Source organism: Achromobacter aegrifaciens (assembly GCF_902859735.1).
In the GTDB taxonomy this organism is placed as follows: Bacteria; Pseudomonadota; Gammaproteobacteria; order Burkholderiales; family Burkholderiaceae_B; genus Achromobacter; species Achromobacter aegrifaciens.
Genome location: NZ_CADIJY010000021.1, coordinates 23,119 through 38,374 on the forward strand (window position 1 = coordinate 23,119; position 15,256 = coordinate 38,374).

18 protein-coding genes are annotated in these 15,256 nt (G+C 67.0%); 11 read left to right on the plus strand and 7 right to left on the minus strand.

Translation table 11 applies throughout. The features are described 5' to 3' along the window. Nucleotides 1-36 precede the first annotated feature (36 nt). A complete protein-coding gene (rsmB, locus tag HV766_RS28750) occupies nucleotides 37-1,374 on the minus strand; it encodes a 16S rRNA (cytosine(967)-C(5))-methyltransferase RsmB (protein ID WP_054457733.1) in 1,338 nt (445 codons plus the stop codon). A gap of 92 nt (nucleotides 1,375-1,466) precedes the next feature. Here rsmB and HV766_RS28755 point away from each other — a divergent pair, with 92 nt between their 5' ends. From HV766_RS28755 to rimO, 3 genes are all read left to right on the plus strand, one after another. Continuing rightward, nucleotides 1,467-2,099 (plus strand): LysE family translocator, encoded by a 633-nt coding sequence (locus HV766_RS28755; protein ID WP_054457734.1) that lies wholly within the window; start codon nucleotides 1,467-1,469, stop codon nucleotides 2,097-2,099. 245 nt (nucleotides 2,100-2,344) lie between these two features. Next, nucleotides 2,345-2,602 (plus strand): helix-turn-helix domain-containing protein, encoded by a 258-nt coding sequence (locus HV766_RS28760; RefSeq protein ID WP_054457735.1) that lies wholly within the window; start codon nucleotides 2,345-2,347, stop codon nucleotides 2,600-2,602. 179 nt (nucleotides 2,603-2,781) lie between these two features. Next, nucleotides 2,782-4,119: a 30S ribosomal protein S12 methylthiotransferase RimO gene (gene rimO, locus HV766_RS28765; protein ID WP_054457789.1), complete on the plus strand. Its 1,338-nt coding sequence runs from the start codon at nucleotides 2,782-2,784 to the stop codon at nucleotides 4,117-4,119. A gap of 35 nt (nucleotides 4,120-4,154) precedes the next feature. Here rimO and HV766_RS28770 read toward each other — a convergent pair whose 3' ends face one another. Beyond that, nucleotides 4,155-4,472 carry a DMT family transporter gene (locus HV766_RS28770; protein ID WP_042796135.1) on the minus strand — a complete coding sequence of 106 codons (318 nt, stop codon included), beginning with the start codon at nucleotides 4,470-4,472 and terminating at the stop codon, nucleotides 4,155-4,157. An 81-nt stretch (nucleotides 4,473-4,553) separates the two neighbouring features. On the opposite strand from HV766_RS28770, the gene HV766_RS28775 reads away from it, so the two are divergent. Beyond that, nucleotides 4,554-4,949 carry a winged helix-turn-helix transcriptional regulator gene (locus HV766_RS28775; protein ID WP_119450198.1) on the plus strand — a complete coding sequence of 132 codons (396 nt, stop codon included), beginning with the start codon at nucleotides 4,554-4,556 and terminating at the stop codon, nucleotides 4,947-4,949. Here HV766_RS28775 and HV766_RS28780 read toward each other — a convergent pair. Further along, nucleotides 4,946-5,506 (minus strand): ferritin-like domain-containing protein, encoded by a 561-nt coding sequence (locus tag HV766_RS28780; RefSeq protein ID WP_119450197.1) that lies wholly within the window; start codon nucleotides 5,504-5,506, stop codon nucleotides 4,946-4,948. The genes HV766_RS28775 and HV766_RS28780 overlap by 4 nt on opposite strands. 220 nt (nucleotides 5,507-5,726) lie before the next feature. Between HV766_RS28780 and HV766_RS28785 the strand changes: the two genes are divergently transcribed. The 4 genes from HV766_RS28785 to HV766_RS28800 are packed head-to-tail and all read left to right on the plus strand — an operon-like array spanning nucleotide 5,727 to nucleotide 8,238. After that, nucleotides 5,727-6,314, plus strand: coding sequence for an LOG family protein (locus tag HV766_RS28785; protein ID WP_054457738.1), 588 nt, complete (start codon nucleotides 5,727-5,729; stop codon nucleotides 6,312-6,314). A gap of 37 nt (nucleotides 6,315-6,351) precedes the next feature. Next, nucleotides 6,352-6,918, plus strand: coding sequence for a hypothetical protein (locus HV766_RS28790; RefSeq protein WP_175182287.1), 567 nt, complete (start codon nucleotides 6,352-6,354; stop codon nucleotides 6,916-6,918). A gap of 49 nt (nucleotides 6,919-6,967) precedes the next feature. After that, nucleotides 6,968-7,594, plus strand: coding sequence for an HAD hydrolase-like protein (locus tag HV766_RS28795; protein ID WP_054457740.1), 627 nt, complete (start codon nucleotides 6,968-6,970; stop codon nucleotides 7,592-7,594). Nucleotides 7,595-7,611: 17 nt separating this feature from the next. Next, entirely contained in the window at nucleotides 7,612-8,238 is a 627-nt protein-coding gene (locus HV766_RS28800) for a pyridoxamine 5'-phosphate oxidase family protein (protein WP_054457741.1), read from the plus strand. Between the two features lie 34 nt (nucleotides 8,239-8,272). On the opposite strand, the gene fmt is transcribed toward HV766_RS28800, so the two are convergent. Further along, nucleotides 8,273-9,214: a methionyl-tRNA formyltransferase gene (gene fmt / locus HV766_RS28805; RefSeq protein ID WP_175182288.1), complete on the minus strand. Its 942-nt coding sequence runs from the start codon at nucleotides 9,212-9,214 to the stop codon at nucleotides 8,273-8,275. A 175-nt stretch (nucleotides 9,215-9,389) separates the two neighbouring features. Continuing rightward, on the minus strand, nucleotides 9,390-9,902 hold the full coding sequence (gene def, locus HV766_RS28810; protein ID WP_054457743.1) for a peptide deformylase: 513 nt from the start codon (nucleotides 9,900-9,902) through the stop codon (nucleotides 9,390-9,392). Nucleotides 9,903-10,118: 216 nt separating this feature from the next. On the opposite strand from def, the gene dprA reads away from it, so the two are divergent. The 3 genes from dprA to HV766_RS28825 all read left to right on the plus strand — a co-directional run bounded on the left by dprA (nucleotide 10,119) and on the right by HV766_RS28825 (nucleotide 12,734). After that, nucleotides 10,119-11,231, plus strand: a complete 1,113-nt coding sequence (gene dprA / locus HV766_RS28815; RefSeq protein ID WP_119450195.1) for a DNA-processing protein DprA — start codon at nucleotides 10,119-10,121, stop codon at nucleotides 11,229-11,231. A 112-nt stretch (nucleotides 11,232-11,343) separates the two neighbouring features. Beyond that, nucleotides 11,344-12,252, plus strand: coding sequence for a hydroxymethylglutaryl-CoA lyase (locus tag HV766_RS28820; RefSeq protein WP_054457745.1), 909 nt, complete (start codon nucleotides 11,344-11,346; stop codon nucleotides 12,250-12,252). Nucleotides 12,253-12,260: 8 nt separating this feature from the next. Then, complete coding sequence (locus HV766_RS28825; protein ID WP_054457790.1) at nucleotides 12,261-12,734, plus strand: hypothetical protein; 474 nt, start codon at nucleotides 12,261-12,263, stop codon at nucleotides 12,732-12,734. A 57-nt stretch (nucleotides 12,735-12,791) separates the two neighbouring features. Here HV766_RS28825 and HV766_RS28830 read toward each other — a convergent pair whose 3' ends face one another. Both HV766_RS28830 and HV766_RS28835 read right to left on the minus strand, forming a co-directional pair. Further along, the gene (locus HV766_RS28830) at nucleotides 12,792-13,808 is read right to left on the minus strand and encodes an amino acid ABC transporter substrate-binding protein (protein ID WP_054457746.1); all 1,017 of its coding nucleotides are present in this window, start codon (nucleotides 13,806-13,808) and stop codon (nucleotides 12,792-12,794) included. 193 nt (nucleotides 13,809-14,001) lie between these two features. Next, complete coding sequence (locus tag HV766_RS28835; RefSeq protein WP_054457747.1) at nucleotides 14,002-15,243, minus strand: aminotransferase-like domain-containing protein; 1,242 nt, start codon at nucleotides 15,241-15,243, stop codon at nucleotides 14,002-14,004. Nucleotides 15,244-15,256: the final 13 nt, after the last annotated feature.

Here is a 15,256-nt window from a genome sequence, read left to right on the forward strand (position 1 = left end):
CACCGGAACTACGTCATGCCCCCTATTCTTGGCGATTCAGGACTGCTTGGCAAACAAGGCGTAGAAAAACCCGTCGCGCTGCGCCGCAGGTGTTGCATCGACCGCAACTGGCAGCAATTGGCCGGGCGCGTCCAGGCGCTGCGCCTCCGGATGGCGCTGCATGAACTCCAGCGCCTGGCGCGTACCCTCGATCGGGAAGATCGAGCAGGTCACGTAAAGCAGCCGCCCACCGGGCGCCACGGTGCGCCAGAGCGCGTCCAGGATGCTGGCCTGCAGGGTGGCCGTGCGACGCACGTCGTTCTCGCGCCGCAGCCAGCGGATGTCGGGATGGCGGCGCACGATGCCCGAGGCCGTGCAGGGGACGTCGGCCAGCACGGCGTCGAACGGCTTGCCGTCCCACCAGGCGTCCAGGTCTGCCGCATCCGCCGCTTTCAACTGGACACGATCGCTTGCCAGACCCAGCCGGTCCAGGTTCTGCCCGACGCGGGCCAGCCGGTCGGCGTCGGCATCCAGCGCCAGCAGGTCGATATCGGCCAGCTCCAGCAGGTGGGCGGTCTTGCCGCCAGGGGCCGAGCAGGCGTCCAGCACCCGCATGCCGTCGGCAGGCGCCAGCAGTTCGGCCGCCAGTTGCGCGCCGGCGTCCTGCACCGACCACCAGCCCTCGGCAAAGCCGGGCAGTTGCGTGACCGGCTTGGGCGTGGCCAGTACCAGGCCGGACTGGCCCACAGGTTCGGCCGCCAGGCCGGCGGCCTGGAAGGCGGCCAACACCTGCTCGCGGCTGGCGCGGCGACGATTGACCCGCAGGGTCAGCGGCGCGGGCACATTGGCCGCAGCCAGGATCTCGCGCCATTCCCGCGGATAGGCCACGCTCAGCTGCTTGACCCACCAGCCGGGGTGGTTCCATTGGGCCTCGGGGCTGTCCGCCACGGCAGCCTCGAGCGCCGCGCGCTCGCGCAGGAAACGACGCAGGCAGGCGTTGAGCATGCCCTTATAGGAAGCCAGGGCGCGGCTGCGGGAGGCCGCCGTCACGGCCTGGTCCACCACCGTGTGCGCCGCGTAGACCGGCATGCCCGGCAGGGCGGCGGCGGCATCGCCTTCTTCCTTCAGCAGGGTCAGCGACACCAGCAACAAAGATTCGAACAACACGCTGGGATAGCGCTGCACCATCTCGCGGCCCACGGCGTCGGCCCAGCCCAGGTAACGCATGGCATGGAACGACACGGCCTGCGTGGCGGGCCGCAGGGCCGATTCCACGTCGGCCAACGCGTCCGTCAGGGAGCGGCCGTCCAGCACGCCCTCGACCACCTCCGCGCTGGAAAGCAGGACGGAGGACAGCGGAGGGGCCAGATTGGGGGAGTCGGAACGCGTGGACATGATGCAAATTCAGGAGATAAGACCGCTATGGTAGCCGGACCTGGACGAATGGCGGCCGTCGCGGCACACTGGCCCCAGCCACGGAGCCCCTCATGACCCTCGCCACCCTGCTGCTCTTCATCCTGGCCTCGGCCGTCACCATCATCACGCCGGGCCCCACCGTCCTGCTCGCCATGAGCAACGGTTCGCGCCACGGCGTGCGCGCTGCCTGCTGGGGCATGGCCGGCGCGGTGCTGGCCGACCTGGTCCTGATCGGCGCGGTGGCGTCGGGCCTGGGCGTGGTGCTGGCGGCGTCCGAAATCGCCTTCCAGCTCATCAAATGGGTGGGCGCGGCCTATCTGGCGTACCTGGGCTGGAAGATGCTGCGCTCGGACGCGGCGCTGGTCATGCCCGCCGCCCAGGCGGATGCCCGGCGTCCGGCCGGCCTGGCGCTGGGCCTGCGCAGCTTCGCGGTGGCGCTGACCAACCCCAAGGCGCTGCTGTTCATGTCCGCCTTCCTGCCCCAGTTCATCAATCCCGCCGCCCCTCTGCTGGCGCAGTACGCCGTACTGGCCGGGGTCATGGCGCTAATGAACATCGCCGTGATGCTGGCCTACGCCGCGCTGGGCGCGCAGATGGTGCGCGCCTTCCAGGGCGCTGGCCTGCGCTGGCTGAACCGCGTCTGCGGGGGACTGCTGATCGGGCTGGCGGGGACGCTGGCGCTGTATCGGCGCAGCGCGCCTTGATGCAACCTCGATTCCAAATCCCGCACGGATACACGTTGGGCAGCACCCAACAACGCGGATGCATCGGTCCGCCTCGCGACCGCACTACGCGCGGGGATGATTCCTGATAGCAGGCACATCGCGCTAAGCGCCCCGCGCTCGACCTACGGCAATGCCGTATAATTAAAAATTCGCCTTCGCCGCCCATCCTGGTGCGATGGCCTGAACCCTGGGACGCCACACAGGCGCCCGACTTTTGAAGAGCCATGAAGAATGCTGCCCCGACGGCGCGCAGCGTACCGTGGCAGGCGTCGCATATCAGCGAAGCACGCAGCCGCGTGGGCCTGCCTCAAACGGATTTCGCTGAACTGCTGGGCGTGAGCGTACGCACTCTGCAAGATTGGGAGCAAGGACGGCGCACCCCCTCGGGCGCGGCGAAGACCCTGCTGCAGGTAGCAATGATGCACCCCGAGACCCTGCGAGAGCTGCCCCCGTGGCCCGCCAACGAACACGCTGAATCCTGAGGCCAGCCGCCCCGGCCTCGCCCGACACGAACAACACATCCGCCGCGCGACACGTTTGCCGCGCGATTTTTTGGTGAACGACATTGGAAATCCTCGAAACCTCCCGGCCTGGCAAGGGCCCCGGCAAGGCCAACGACGCTGACGCGAACGCGTCCGCCACCTCCGCCCTGGCCGACACCATCGCCGCCGCCAACGCCGACGGCCGGACCCCGCGCGTGGGATTCGTTTCCCTGGGCTGTCCCAAGGCCCTGGTCGACTCCGAGCGCATCCTGACCCAACTGCGCACCGAAGGGTACGTAGTCACGCCCGAGTACAACGATGCCGACGTGGTCGTCGTCAATACCTGCGGCTTCATCGACAGCGCCAAGGCGGAATCGCTGGAGGCCATTGGCGAAGCCCTGGCCGAGAACGGCAAGGTCATCGTGACCGGCTGCATGGGCGTCGAGGAATCGGTGATCCGCGACGTGCACCCCAGCGTGCTGGCCGTGACCGGCCCGCAGCAATACGAAGAGGTGGTGCGCGCGGTGCACGAGGCAGCGCCGCCCAAGAAGGACCACAATCCCTACCTGGACCTGGTGCCGCCCCAAGGCATCAAGCTCACGCCGCGGCACTACGCCTATCTGAAGATTTCGGAAGGCTGTAATCACCGCTGCAGCTTCTGCATCATCCCGTCGATGCGCGGCGACCTGGTCAGCCGGCCGGTGGGCGATGTGCTCAGCGAAGCCGAGCGCCTGGTCAAGGCGGGCGTGAAGGAATTGCTGGTGATCTCGCAGGACACCAGCGCCTATGGCGTGGACGTGAAGTACCGCAGCGGCTTCTGGAACGGCCGTCCGGTGAAGACCCGCATGACCGAGCTCTGTACGGCCTTGTCCGAGATGGGCGTGTGGACGCGCCTGCACTACGTGTATCCGTACCCGCACGTGGACGAAGTGATCCCGCTGATGGCCGAGGGCAAGATCCTGCCCTACCTGGACATCCCGTTCCAGCACGCCAGCCCGCGCATCCTGAAGGCCATGAAGCGCCCGGCCTTCGAGGACAAGACCCTGGCCCGCATCAAGCGCTGGCGCGAGATCTGTCCGGACCTGACGATCCGTTCGACCTTCATCGTCGGCTTCCCCGGAGAAACCGAGGAAGACTTCCAGTACCTGCTGGACTGGATGCAGGAAGCGCAGCTGGACCGCGTGGGCTGTTTCCAGTATTCGCCGGTGGAAGGCGCGCCCGCGAACCTGCTGGACAATCCGGTGCCGGACGAGGTCAAGCAGGAACGCTGGGAACGCTTCATGGAGCTGCAGCAATCGATCTCCGCCGCCCGCCTGGCCAGGAAGGTGGGCCGCGAGATCGACGTGCTGATCGACGAAGTGGACGAAGACGGCGCCGTGGGCCGCAGCAGCGCCGATGCGCCTGAAATCGACGGCTGCGTCTACGTCAGCTCGGACAAGCCCCTGAAGGCAGGCGATCTGGTGCGCGCCCGCGTCACCGATTCCGACGAATACGACCTCTGGGCCGACGCGATCTGAATCCGCTCCTGCGCGCGGCGCCCGCCGCGCGCAGCTCAGGCTTCCAGCAGCTTGAGCCCAGCCACGCCGCCCACGATCATCGCAATGCACAGCAGGCGCGCGGCAGACGGCGAATCCCCGAACAGCATGATTCCCAGCACGGTAATGCCCACTGACCCGATACCGGTCCAGATGGCGTAGGCCGTGCCAGCAGGCAGCTGCTTCATGGCCAGCGTCAGCAGGAACACGCTGCCCAGGGCGGCCGCAATGCCGATCACGCTGGGCCAGAATCGCGTCCAGCCATCCGCATACTTCAAGGCCAGGGCCATCACGATTTCCACCGCGCTCGCGGCGACCAGAATCAACCAGGCCATTGCGGCCTCCTGCCAGAACCAGGGAACGGCTAGCTTAGAGACTATAGTTACCACAAGACAAGTACGCACCTTTTGGTAACTATGAAAAAGCCATCCGCCTCCGTGCCCTCGGGCGACGTGTTCGACGCTGCCTGCCCGTCGCGCCGAGCGCTGGAACTGATTGCCGGCAAATGGGTGCCGCTGATCCTGCCTGCGCTGGAACATGGCCCCATGCGCAACAACGAGCTGCTGCGCAGGCTGGACGGGATTTCACAGAAGGTCATGACCCAGACGCTCAAGGAATTGGAGCGTCACGGCCTGGTGCTGCGCGAGGACCTGGGCACCGTGCCGCCGCACGTGAACTACCGGCTGAGCGAACTGGGCCAATCCCTCAACGTGGCCCTGATCGCGCTGGACCGCTGGGCCGAGACCCATCATGCGGCGCTGGACGCGGCCGCGCGCCGCCATGACGCCCGGGCGGCGCGGCGCGTCCGCTAGCGCTTGGCCAGGAAGTCCGACATGTCGTCGGCGTGCTCTTCCTCCACCGCGAGGATCTCTTCCAGCAGGCGGCGCGTGGTGGTGTCCTGTTCGCCGATGTACTCGATCATCTGGCGGTAGCTGTCGATGGCGATGCGCTCGGCGATCAGGTTCTCCTTGATCATGTCCTCCAGCGACGTGCCTTCGACGTACTCGGAATGGCTGCGCTCCAACAGCCCCTTGGGCGACAGGTTGGGCTCGCCGCCCAGCTGCACGATGCGTTCCGAGAGCCGGTCGGCATGGTCCTGTTCCTGCGTGGCGTGTTCGGCGAATTCGGCGGCCACGGGCTCGGCGTTCAGCCCGCGGGCCATGAAGTAGTGGCGCTTGTAGCGCAGCACACAGACGATCTCGGTGGCCAGCGCTTCATTCAGCAGCTTCAGCACGGTCTGGCGGTCGGCGCGATAGGTGTCGGTCACGGCGCCGGACTCGATGTCCTGGCGCGCCTTGGCGCGTATGGCCTTCACGTCCATGTCGAACGGGCGGTTCGCCTGCGCTTGGGTACGGGTTGCTTGTTCCATATCGTGGCTCCTCTTGGTTAAGTGAAAGCACTGCGACACTGGGCTTCCAGTCTCTCCGTACAACCCAGTCTACCGATCGTGGCGGAACATGCTGTGTCCAAACATTGCCTGCGCCCCCCAAATTGCCCGGCGAAAACGGTTTTCGATCCTTGCGTAAACTATGGGCTTCCCGAAAACCCGTGACGCAATCTGTAACGGGATGGGCATCACCCGAAGATCTATGACTTTGAAGAACATTTGCGTGTATTGCGGCTCGAACCCGGGCGCCCGGCCGGATTACATCGAGCAGGCCCGCGTGCTGGCCCGCGAACTGGTGCGGCGCGATCTGGGGCTGGTGTATGGCGGCTCGGTCGTGGGCATCATGGGCGTGGTCGCCAATGAGGTGCTGGCCGCCGGCGGCCGCGTGATCGGCGTGATCCCCGAACTGCTGATGAAGAAGGAGCAGGCGCACCGCGGCCTGACCGAGCTGCACCTGGTGCAGAACATGCACGAGCGCAAGGCCATGATGATGGAGAAGGCCGACGGCTTCATCGCGCTGCCCGGCGGCGCGGGCACGCTCGAAGAGTTCTTCGAGGTCTGGACCTGGGCGCAGCTGAACATGCACCAGAAGCCCTGCGGCCTGTTGAACATTGCCGGCTACTACGACGCGCTGGTCCAGTTCGTGGACCATGCGGTCGAGGAAGAATTCATCCGCCCCCAGCATCGCGACATGCTGGTGGTGGAAGAGGACCCTGCTTTGCTGCTGGACCGCTACGCCATGTACGAACCGCCCAATGTCTCGAAGTGGTTCGAACAGATCAAGGCCTGAGGCCATCCATCCACCCGACCACAACGGAAGCCCCGCAATGCCCACCCATGCGTTGACTCCCGCCAGCACCGAGTCCGTCCTGCGCGACTACTTTCATGCCAAGGACGAGAACCGCCCGCACTACATGGCGCGCGCGTTCGCACCGGACGCCGTGCTGAAGATGGCCTTGCGCACGCAGGCCATCGCCTTCCCGCCCGAGTCGCACGGCCTGGCCGCCATCACCGATACGCTGGTGCGCAAGTTCGGCCAGACCTACGACAACGTCTACACGTTCTATCTGGCGCGACCCGAGACCGGGGCGCGCCTGCCCGCCTACCAGTGCGACTGGATCGTGGGCATGACGGAAAAGGCCACGGGCAACGTCCGGGTGGGCTGTGGCCGCTATGACTGGGAATTCCAGCCCGAGCCCTATCGCGCGAGCAACCTCGTCATCACCATCGAAACCATGGTGACGCTGCCCGCGCACGACACCGAAGCCGTGTTCGGCTGGCTGCTGGGTCTGGACTATCCCTGGACCAGCGCCGCCCGCGTCGTGGCCGGCGCGCCGCCGCTCGAGGGCCTGGCTCCCGTCGTGCACTATCTGCTGCATCCGAACGGCGCCTAGGGCCGGCACAAGACTATTTTCAGCATCAACAGGCTCAGAGACCCGCGACTTGAAATACGACATCGCCGCTTTTGATTTTGATGGAACCCTGGCGGACACCATGCCATGGTTCAACTCCATCCTGAATACGGTGGCCGACAAATATGGCTTCCGCAAGATCGACGCCTCCGAACGCGACCAGCTGCGCCATCGCGATGCCGCCGAGATCCTCAAGTTTCTGGGCATCCCGCTGTGGAAGCTGCCCGCCATCATGGCCCACGTGCGCACGCTGATGCAGGAAATCGACCCCAGCGTGCACCTGTTCGACGGCATTCCCGACGCGCTGGCGCGCCTGAAGGCGGGCGGGCTGCGGCTGGCGGTGGTCAGCTCCAACTCCATCGAGAACGTGCAGCGCGTGCTGGGCGCTGAAACCGCCGCCCTGTTCGACGACTACGAATGCGGCACCGACCTGTTCGGCAAGTCCGCCAAGATCGACCGCCTGCTCAAGCAGCATGGCACCGCCCCCGAGCGCTTCCTGCTGGTGGGCGACGAAATGCGCGACATCGACGCCGCCCGCAAGGCCGGCGTGCGTATCGGTTCCGTCGCCTGGGGCTATAACCATGTCGAGGCCCTGCGCGAACGCGGCCCCGACGAGCTGTTCCTGACCGTTGCCGACCTGCCAGCCGCGCTGGCCTGAACCTGGAACCCGCAGCCATGCATATCGATCCCGCCCATCTGGTCACCGACGCAAACGCCCTGCAGGCGCTGTATGGCGCGTCCGGCGAAGCCTCCATCAAGAAGGAGGTGGATCATGTGCATCCGCACTACCGCGCCTTCATCGAAGCGGCGCCTTTCGCGGTGCTGGCCACTGCGGGCCCCGATGGCCTGGACGCTTCGCCGCGCGGCGATCCCGCCGGCTTCGTGGTGGTAGAGGACGACAAGACGCTGCTGCTGCCGGACCGCCGCGGCAACAACCGCATCGACAGCCTGCGCAACATCCTGGCCGATCCTCGGGTCGCGCTGCTGTTTCTGGTGCCGGGCGTGGGCGAGACCCTGCGGGTCAACGGCGCGGCGCGCATCAGCGTGGACCCGGCGCTGCTGGCGCGCTTCGAGATGGACGGCAAGCTCCCGCGCTCGGTGCTGGTCGTGGACGTGCACACCGTGTACTTCCAGTGTTCGCGCGCCTTGCTGCGCTCCAAGCTATGGGATCCGGCGACACAGGTGCCGCGCACCGCGCTGCCCAGCGTGGGCCGCATCCTGTCGGACCTGACGGCGGGCACCTTCGACGGCGTCACCTACGACCGCGAATTGCCTGCCCGCGTGGCCAGCACCTTGTATTGAAGAAAGATCCCGGGGCCGCCAGGCCCCGGCGGGTTCAGGCCGGCTGCCAGCCGCGCGCGAACACGTCCACGGGCTGGCGCTTGCCGCCCGCTTTCTGCAGTTCCAACAGACGCAGCACGCCGTTGCCGGTGGCGATGTCGATGCCCGTGGCATCGGCGCGCAGCACGCTGCCTGGCGCAGCCGTCGTGGCCTGGTCCAGCGCCTGCGCGCGCCACACCTTCACCGGATCTGCCAGGCCGGGCAGGCGGATGCTGGCGCCCGGCACGGGATTGAAGGCGCGCACGCGGCGCGCCAGCAGTGCGGCTGGCTGCGAGCAATCCAGCGCACCTTCGGCCTTGTCTAGCTTGGCGGCGTAGGTCACGCCGGCCTCGGGCTGCTTGCGCGGCGTCAGTCCGCCTTGAGCCAGCGCGTCCAACGCCGCAACGATCGCCTCCCCGCCCGCCAGCGCCAACGCATCGTGCAGTTCGGCCGCCGTGGTGTCGCCGCCGATGGGCACGCTGCGTTCCAGCAGCATGTCACCCGTATCCAGGCCCTGATCCATTTGCATGATGGTCACGCCGGTCTGCGCGTCGCCGGCTTCGATGGCGCGCTGGATGGGCGCGGCGCCGCGCCAGCGCGGCAGCAGGCTGGCATGGATGTTCAGGCAGCCCAGGCGCGGCAGGTCCAGCACCCACTGCGGCAGGATCAGGCCATAGGCCGCCACCACCATCACGTCGGGCGCCACACGCTCAAGCAGGGCCCGGGCCTCGCCGGCCTCTTCGGGATAGCGGCCGTCCAGGCGCAGGCTGCGCGGCTGGGCGACCTCGATGCCGGCGTCCAGCGCCGCCTGCTTCACGGGGCTGGGCGTCAGCTTCAGCCCGCGCCCGGCCGGGCGGTCGGGCTGGGTCATGACCAGCGGGATCTCGTGGCCTGCGGCGCGCAGGGCGTCAAAGGCGATACGGGCGAATTCCGGCGTGCCGGCAAAGACTAGGCGCATGGGACGAGAAAAGAAGAATGAAATGGAACGGACGTTCAAAGAATCGCGTTGCCCGCAGCCAGGAGGCCTGGCCGATCCGGGGCGCCGCGGATCCGGCTTTGCCGGTTCGCCTGCGCCACCCCTTGGACGGCGGCCCGCCTGAGGGGGCCCGCGCAGCGGGTAGGGGGTGAGCCCCTTACGCTCGCAACGCTTCGCGCTCGGCCTTCTTGAGCCTGGTCTTGATGCGGTTCTGCTTCAGGCTGGACAGGTATTCCACGAACACCTTGCCTTCCAGATGGTCAAGCTCGTGCTGCACGCACACGGCCAGCAGGCCGTCGGCCTCGAACTCGAAGGGCTTGCCGTCGATATCCAGCGCCTTGCAACGGATGCGGGAGGCCCGCTCGACGTCGTCATAGACGCCGGGCACGGACAGGCAACCCTCTTCGTAGATCTTGTAGTCGTCGCTGCGCCAGGTGATCTCGGGATTGATCAGCACCAGCAGCTGGTTGCTTTCCTCGGACACGTCGATCACGACGACGCGCTCATGCACGTCGACCTGGGTCGCGGCCAAGCCTACGCCCGGCGCGTCGTACATGGTTTCGGCCATGTCGCGCACCAGTTGGCGGATGCGGTCGTCGACCTCGGCGACCGGCTTGGCCTTTTTGTGCAGGCGCGGGTCCGGGTAGCGAAGAATAGGAAGTAAAGCCATTGCGGGGGAAATGCCAGTAGTCAGGTTTACATAAGAGTTTAATTCATTAGACTCTTGATTTCTAATAGTTTTCGGCTAATCCCGGGATTGGCCGGATTGCCATGTCCGCGGCGTTTCCTGGCCGCTCCGCGCCGCAAATCAATCCGCCTCGGGCCCGCGGTCCAGCGCCCCGCATGCGACACTCTCGCACCACCGACGCCCTTACGCGCCCGCACGATGCCGCTTACGCAATCCCCTTCCGAACTGGCCGCCTGGCTGCGCCTGTCCCTGGAACCGAACATAGGCTCCGCCACCGCCTGCACCCTGCTCGGCGCGCTCGGCCTGCCCGAACAGATCTACGCCCAGCGCGCCACCGCCTTGTCGCGCCATCTGCCCGAGGCGCTGGCGCGGCAACTGGCCGCCCCAATGCCGCCAGAAATGGCAGCGCAGGTCGAAAGCGCGCTGGAATGGGTAGCCGCGCCCGGCCGGCACATCCTGACGCTGGCCGATCCGACTTATCCGCAAAGCCTGCTGACCATCGCCGACCCGCCCATCCTGCTGTATGTCGCAGGCGACCCCGCTTTCCTGCAGGGGCCGTCGCTGGCCGTGGTGGGCGCGCGCAACGCCACGCCCGGCGGCCAGGAGAACGCCCGCGCCTTTGCGCGGCATCTGGCTGGGCATGGCTGGCGCGTCATCAGCGGGCTGGCGCTGGGCATCGACGGCGCCGCCCATGAAGGCGCGCTGGACGCCGGCCCCGATGGCGCCGGCACCGTGGCCGTCATGGGCACCGGCATAGACCGCATCTACCCCGCCAAGCATCGCGACCTGGCGCACCGCATCGCGGCGCACGGCGCACTGGTGTCGGAACTGCCACTGGGCACGGGCGCGCTGCCGCAGCACTTCCCCAAGCGCAACCGCATCGTGGCCGGGCTGGCACGCGGGGTGCTGGTAGTGGAAGCCGCCCGCCAGAGCGGATCGCTGATCACGGCCAGGCTGGCGGCTGAAGGCGGGCGCGAGGTCTTCGCCATTCCCGGATCCATCCATTCACCGCTTTCGCGCGGCTGCCATGCGCTGATCCGCCAGGGCGCCAAGCTCGTGGAGACCGCCCGCGACATCACCGACGAATTGGGCGGCGACCCCACGCCGGCCGTGCGCGCCCAGCCTGCCGCCGCGGAGGCCTTGCCTGACCACCCGGTGCTGGACGCGCTGGGCTACGATCCGCTGCACCTGGATGCGATCCAGGCCCGCAGTGGAATGGACACCGCCGACCTGCAGACGCAACTGGTGCAACTGGAGCTGCAAGGCCGCGTCGTCCAGCTGGACGACGGCCGTTACCAACGCATGAAATAGGGTTGTTCCCCCTGGACCTCCCTGCAAAACAGGGTCGGCGCTATGGCGCTAATATTGAGCAGATAGCGCCGCCCTGCCGCGCCGCCTACCCCATCCCGAGACAGGAATAGACATGGCTTTGCCCTCCCGCGTGAAGATCGTCGAGGTGTCGCCCCGCGATGGCCTGCAGAACGAAAAGGAATTCGTGCCCACCGACATCAAGGTGGAACTGGTCAACCGCTTATCCGCCGCAGGCTTCCCCAACGTGGAGGCCGCCTCGTTCGTGTCGCCCAAATGGGTGCCGCAAATGGCCGACGGCGCGGAAGTCATGGCCCGCATCGAGCGCCGTCCCGGCACCATCTATTCCGTGCTGACGCCCAACATGAAGGGCTTCGAGGGTGCGCTGGCCGCCGGCGCCGACGAAATCGTAATCTTCGGCGCGGCCAGCGAAGCCTTCTCGCAGAAGAACATCAACTGTTCCATCGCCGAATCGATCGCGCGCTTCGAGCCCGTGGTGCAGGCCGCGCGCGCCGCCGGCATCCGCGTGCGCGGCAGTATCAGCTGCGCGCTGGGCTGTCCCTATCAGGGCGAAGTACCGGTGGAAGCGGTGGTGGACGTGGCGCAGCGCTACCTGGCAATGCAGGTCGACGAGATCGACGTGGCCGACACCATAGGCGTGGGCACGCCTCGGCGCGTGCGCGAAGTGATGACCGCGGTGACGCGCGTGGCCGACCCGGCCCGCATCTCCGGCCACTTCCATGACACCTACGGGCAGGCGTTGGCCAACATCCTGGCGGCGCTGGAAACCGGCATCTCGATTTTCCACACGTCGGTGGCCGGCCTGGGCGGCTGCCCCTACGCCAAGGGCGCCACCGGCAACGTCGCCACCGAAGACGTGCTGTACATGCTGCGCGGACTGGACATCGACACCGGCGTGGATTTCGACGCCGTGGTCGATATCGGCCAGTGGATGTCGGCCCACCTGAACCGCAAGGGCTCGAGCCGCGCCGGCAACGCCATCGCCGCCAAACGGGCGGCATGACGGATCGCATGAATACTCCGGCCAGCACGCCCTCCGCCGAGGAGCACGCGGCGCTGCTGCGGACCATCGGTCCCCTGCCCTTGTCCGGCCAGGCCTGGCCCGACTGGGTCCGCATCCTGACCTGGGTCATCCTGGCAGTGCTGGGCGTGCAGGTGGTCACCACCGCCATCCGCGCGCCCTCGCAGCCCTTCGACACTTTGCTGGCCGTCGTGGTGGGACTGTGCTTCCTGGGGCTGCTGTTCGTTTCCTGGCACATGCAGACATCCATCACCACCATCGATGAACGCGGCCTGCGCCAGACCTGGTTCACGCGCCGCGAAGTCGCCTGGGAAGACGTGCGCTACGCGCGCTTCGTGCCGATGCTGTTTTCCAAGCGGCTGGTGGTGTTCACGCACCGCGGCCGGCCGATGATCTTCCAGGGCGGCACGCGCGAATTGCGCGCCGCGTTCGTGAAGATCGCGGAGTTGTACCGGCGCGGATAAAGCCATCGGGCTTCGCGCACGGGCAATCGAGTACCCAACGCGCGAAACCCGCCGTCATCACCGTATTGGCAACGCGTACATCAGGCCGCCCTGCGTCCATTGCGCATTCAGCCCGCGCTTGATCTTCAGCGGGCTGCCCTGGCCCACGTTGCGCTCGAAGCTTTCGCCGTAATTGCCCACCTGCTTGACGATGTTGTAGGCCCATTTCTCGTCCAGCCCCAGGTTGGCGCCGCTGCCGGGCGTGACGCCCAGGATGCGCTTGATATTGGGGTTGGCGCTTTTGGCCTGCTCGTCCACGTTGGCGGACGACACGCCGTATTCCTCGGCTTCGATCATGGCCGACAACGACCAGCGCACGATGTTCAGCCAGGCATCATCGCCCTGGCGCACGAAGGGGCCGAGCGGTTCCTTGGAGATGATCTCGGGCAGCACCACGTAGTCGTCGGGGTTCTGCAGCTTGGAAATGCGAATCGAGGCCAGGCCCGAGGCGTCGGTGCTGAAGACGTCGCAACGGCCCGCGGCGAAGGCGTTGACCACCTCGTTGAAGGTCTCGATCACGACCGGCTTGTAGCTCACGTTGTTGGCGCGGGCCCAGTCGGCCAGCGTGTTTTCGTTGGACGTGCCGGTCTGCAGGCAGATGGTGGCCCCGTTGATCTCCTTGGCGCTCTTCACGCCCAGGGACTTCGGCACCAGGAAGCCCTGGCCGTCATAGAAGTTGATGCCGGCGTGGATGATGCCCAGTGCGGTATCGCGCTGCTGCGTCACCGTGGTGTTGCGCGTCAGCACGTCCACCTCGCCGGATTGCAGGGCGGTGAAGCGCTGCTGCGAATTCAGCGGCACCACCTTGATCTTGCTGGCGTCGCCGAAGACCGCTGCGGCAATCGCGCGGCACAGGTCGACGTCCAGCCCCTGCCACTTGCCTTGCGCGTCAGGCGCGGAGAAGCCCGCGAAGCCTGTGGTCGTGCCGCAAGCCACGGCGCCGCGCTGGCGCACCACGTCCAGCGTGGCCGCTTGCGCGCCCTGCGCCGCTGCCGCCAGCAACGCTGCGCCGATCAACCCTTTTGCAATGTTCATGACCTCGTTTCCTGTTCTGCTTTGCGGGCGCGGGAACGCGCCGAGGCAAGAAGCTTATAGACATGAAGCGCCCAAACCAAATAACCAACGCTTATTTAGGTATGCGCGCCCCGGCACGCAAGCGCCGGGGCGGACAGGCAGAAGAGCATAGCAACAGGCCGCACAGCGGCGCATGCGCGCCGTCAAGCCGGCATCAGGCAGCCAGCGAGATCGACACTGGTTCGTTGGCCTCGCACGCGTCCAGCGCGCGGCCCAGCCGCACCATGCCCTGGGCGATCTGGCTTTCATTCATGGTGGCGAACGACATGCGCATGGCATGCAGGTCGGCCTGCGCAGCATCCGCGTAGAACGCCTTGCCCGGCACGTAGACGACCTCGTGCTCGATGGCGTAGGGCAAGAGGCGCGTGGCGTCGATCTCGCCCGTCAGGCGGGCCCAGAAGAACATGCCGCCCTCGGGCTTGCTGAAGGTGACGCGGCCGTTGAGTTCGCGGGCCAGCGATTCCGCCATGGCGTCACAGCGCAGGCCGTAGGCTGCGCGGATGCGCGGCACGTGTTCGCCGTAGCGGCCATTGGCCAGGTATTGGGCCACGACTTCCTGGATCCAGGCGGACGAGGCCATGTCGTCGGCTGCCTTGGCGCTGACGCAGCGGCGGCGGACTTCGGGCGGCGCCACCAGCCAGCCGATGCGCAGCGCCGGCGCCATGGTCTTGGACATGCTGGCCAGGTACACGGCCCAGTGGCGCGCTTCGCCCTCGGCCAGCGCGGCGATGGGCGGCACTGCTTCGCCGGCAAAGCGCAGTTCGCTGTAGGGATCGTCTTCAACGATCAGGAAGCGGTGCTTGACCGCCAGTTCCAGCAGCCGCAGGCGGCGCTCGCGCGTCAGGGTCGCGCCGCAGGGGTTGGAGAACGATGCGACCACGCAGACCATCTTGGGCTTGATGCGGCCGGCCAGTTCGTCCAGCGCGTCCACGTCGATGCCTTCGGGACCCGACTGCACCGTATGCACCGTTGCGCCGGTGTAACGCAGCGCCTGCACGGAATTCGGAAACGCGGGCGATTCGATGATGGCATGGTCGCCGGGCTGCAGCATGACGCGGGTCAGCAAAGCCAGGGCCTGCTGCGAGCCGCCGGTCACGACCAGCTCGGTATCCGCGTTGCAGATAAGGCCGCGCTCGGCCGACAGACGCGCCAGCTCGTGGCGCAGGCTGGCCTGGCCGTCGATGTTGGAATACTGCAGGCAGGCGCCCAGGCGGGCCAGGACCTGGGTCGACGCGATCGACAGGCCTTCCACGTCGAACAGTTCCTGCGCGGGATAGCCGCCCGCCAGCGAAATGGTGCCCGGCCGCATGGCATACGGCATGAGCGATCGGATGGGGGAAGCTGGGGGATTCAGGAAAGGCGTGGCGAAAGCGTATTCAGGCGCTGCGGTGGACATGGCGGGAGACTGT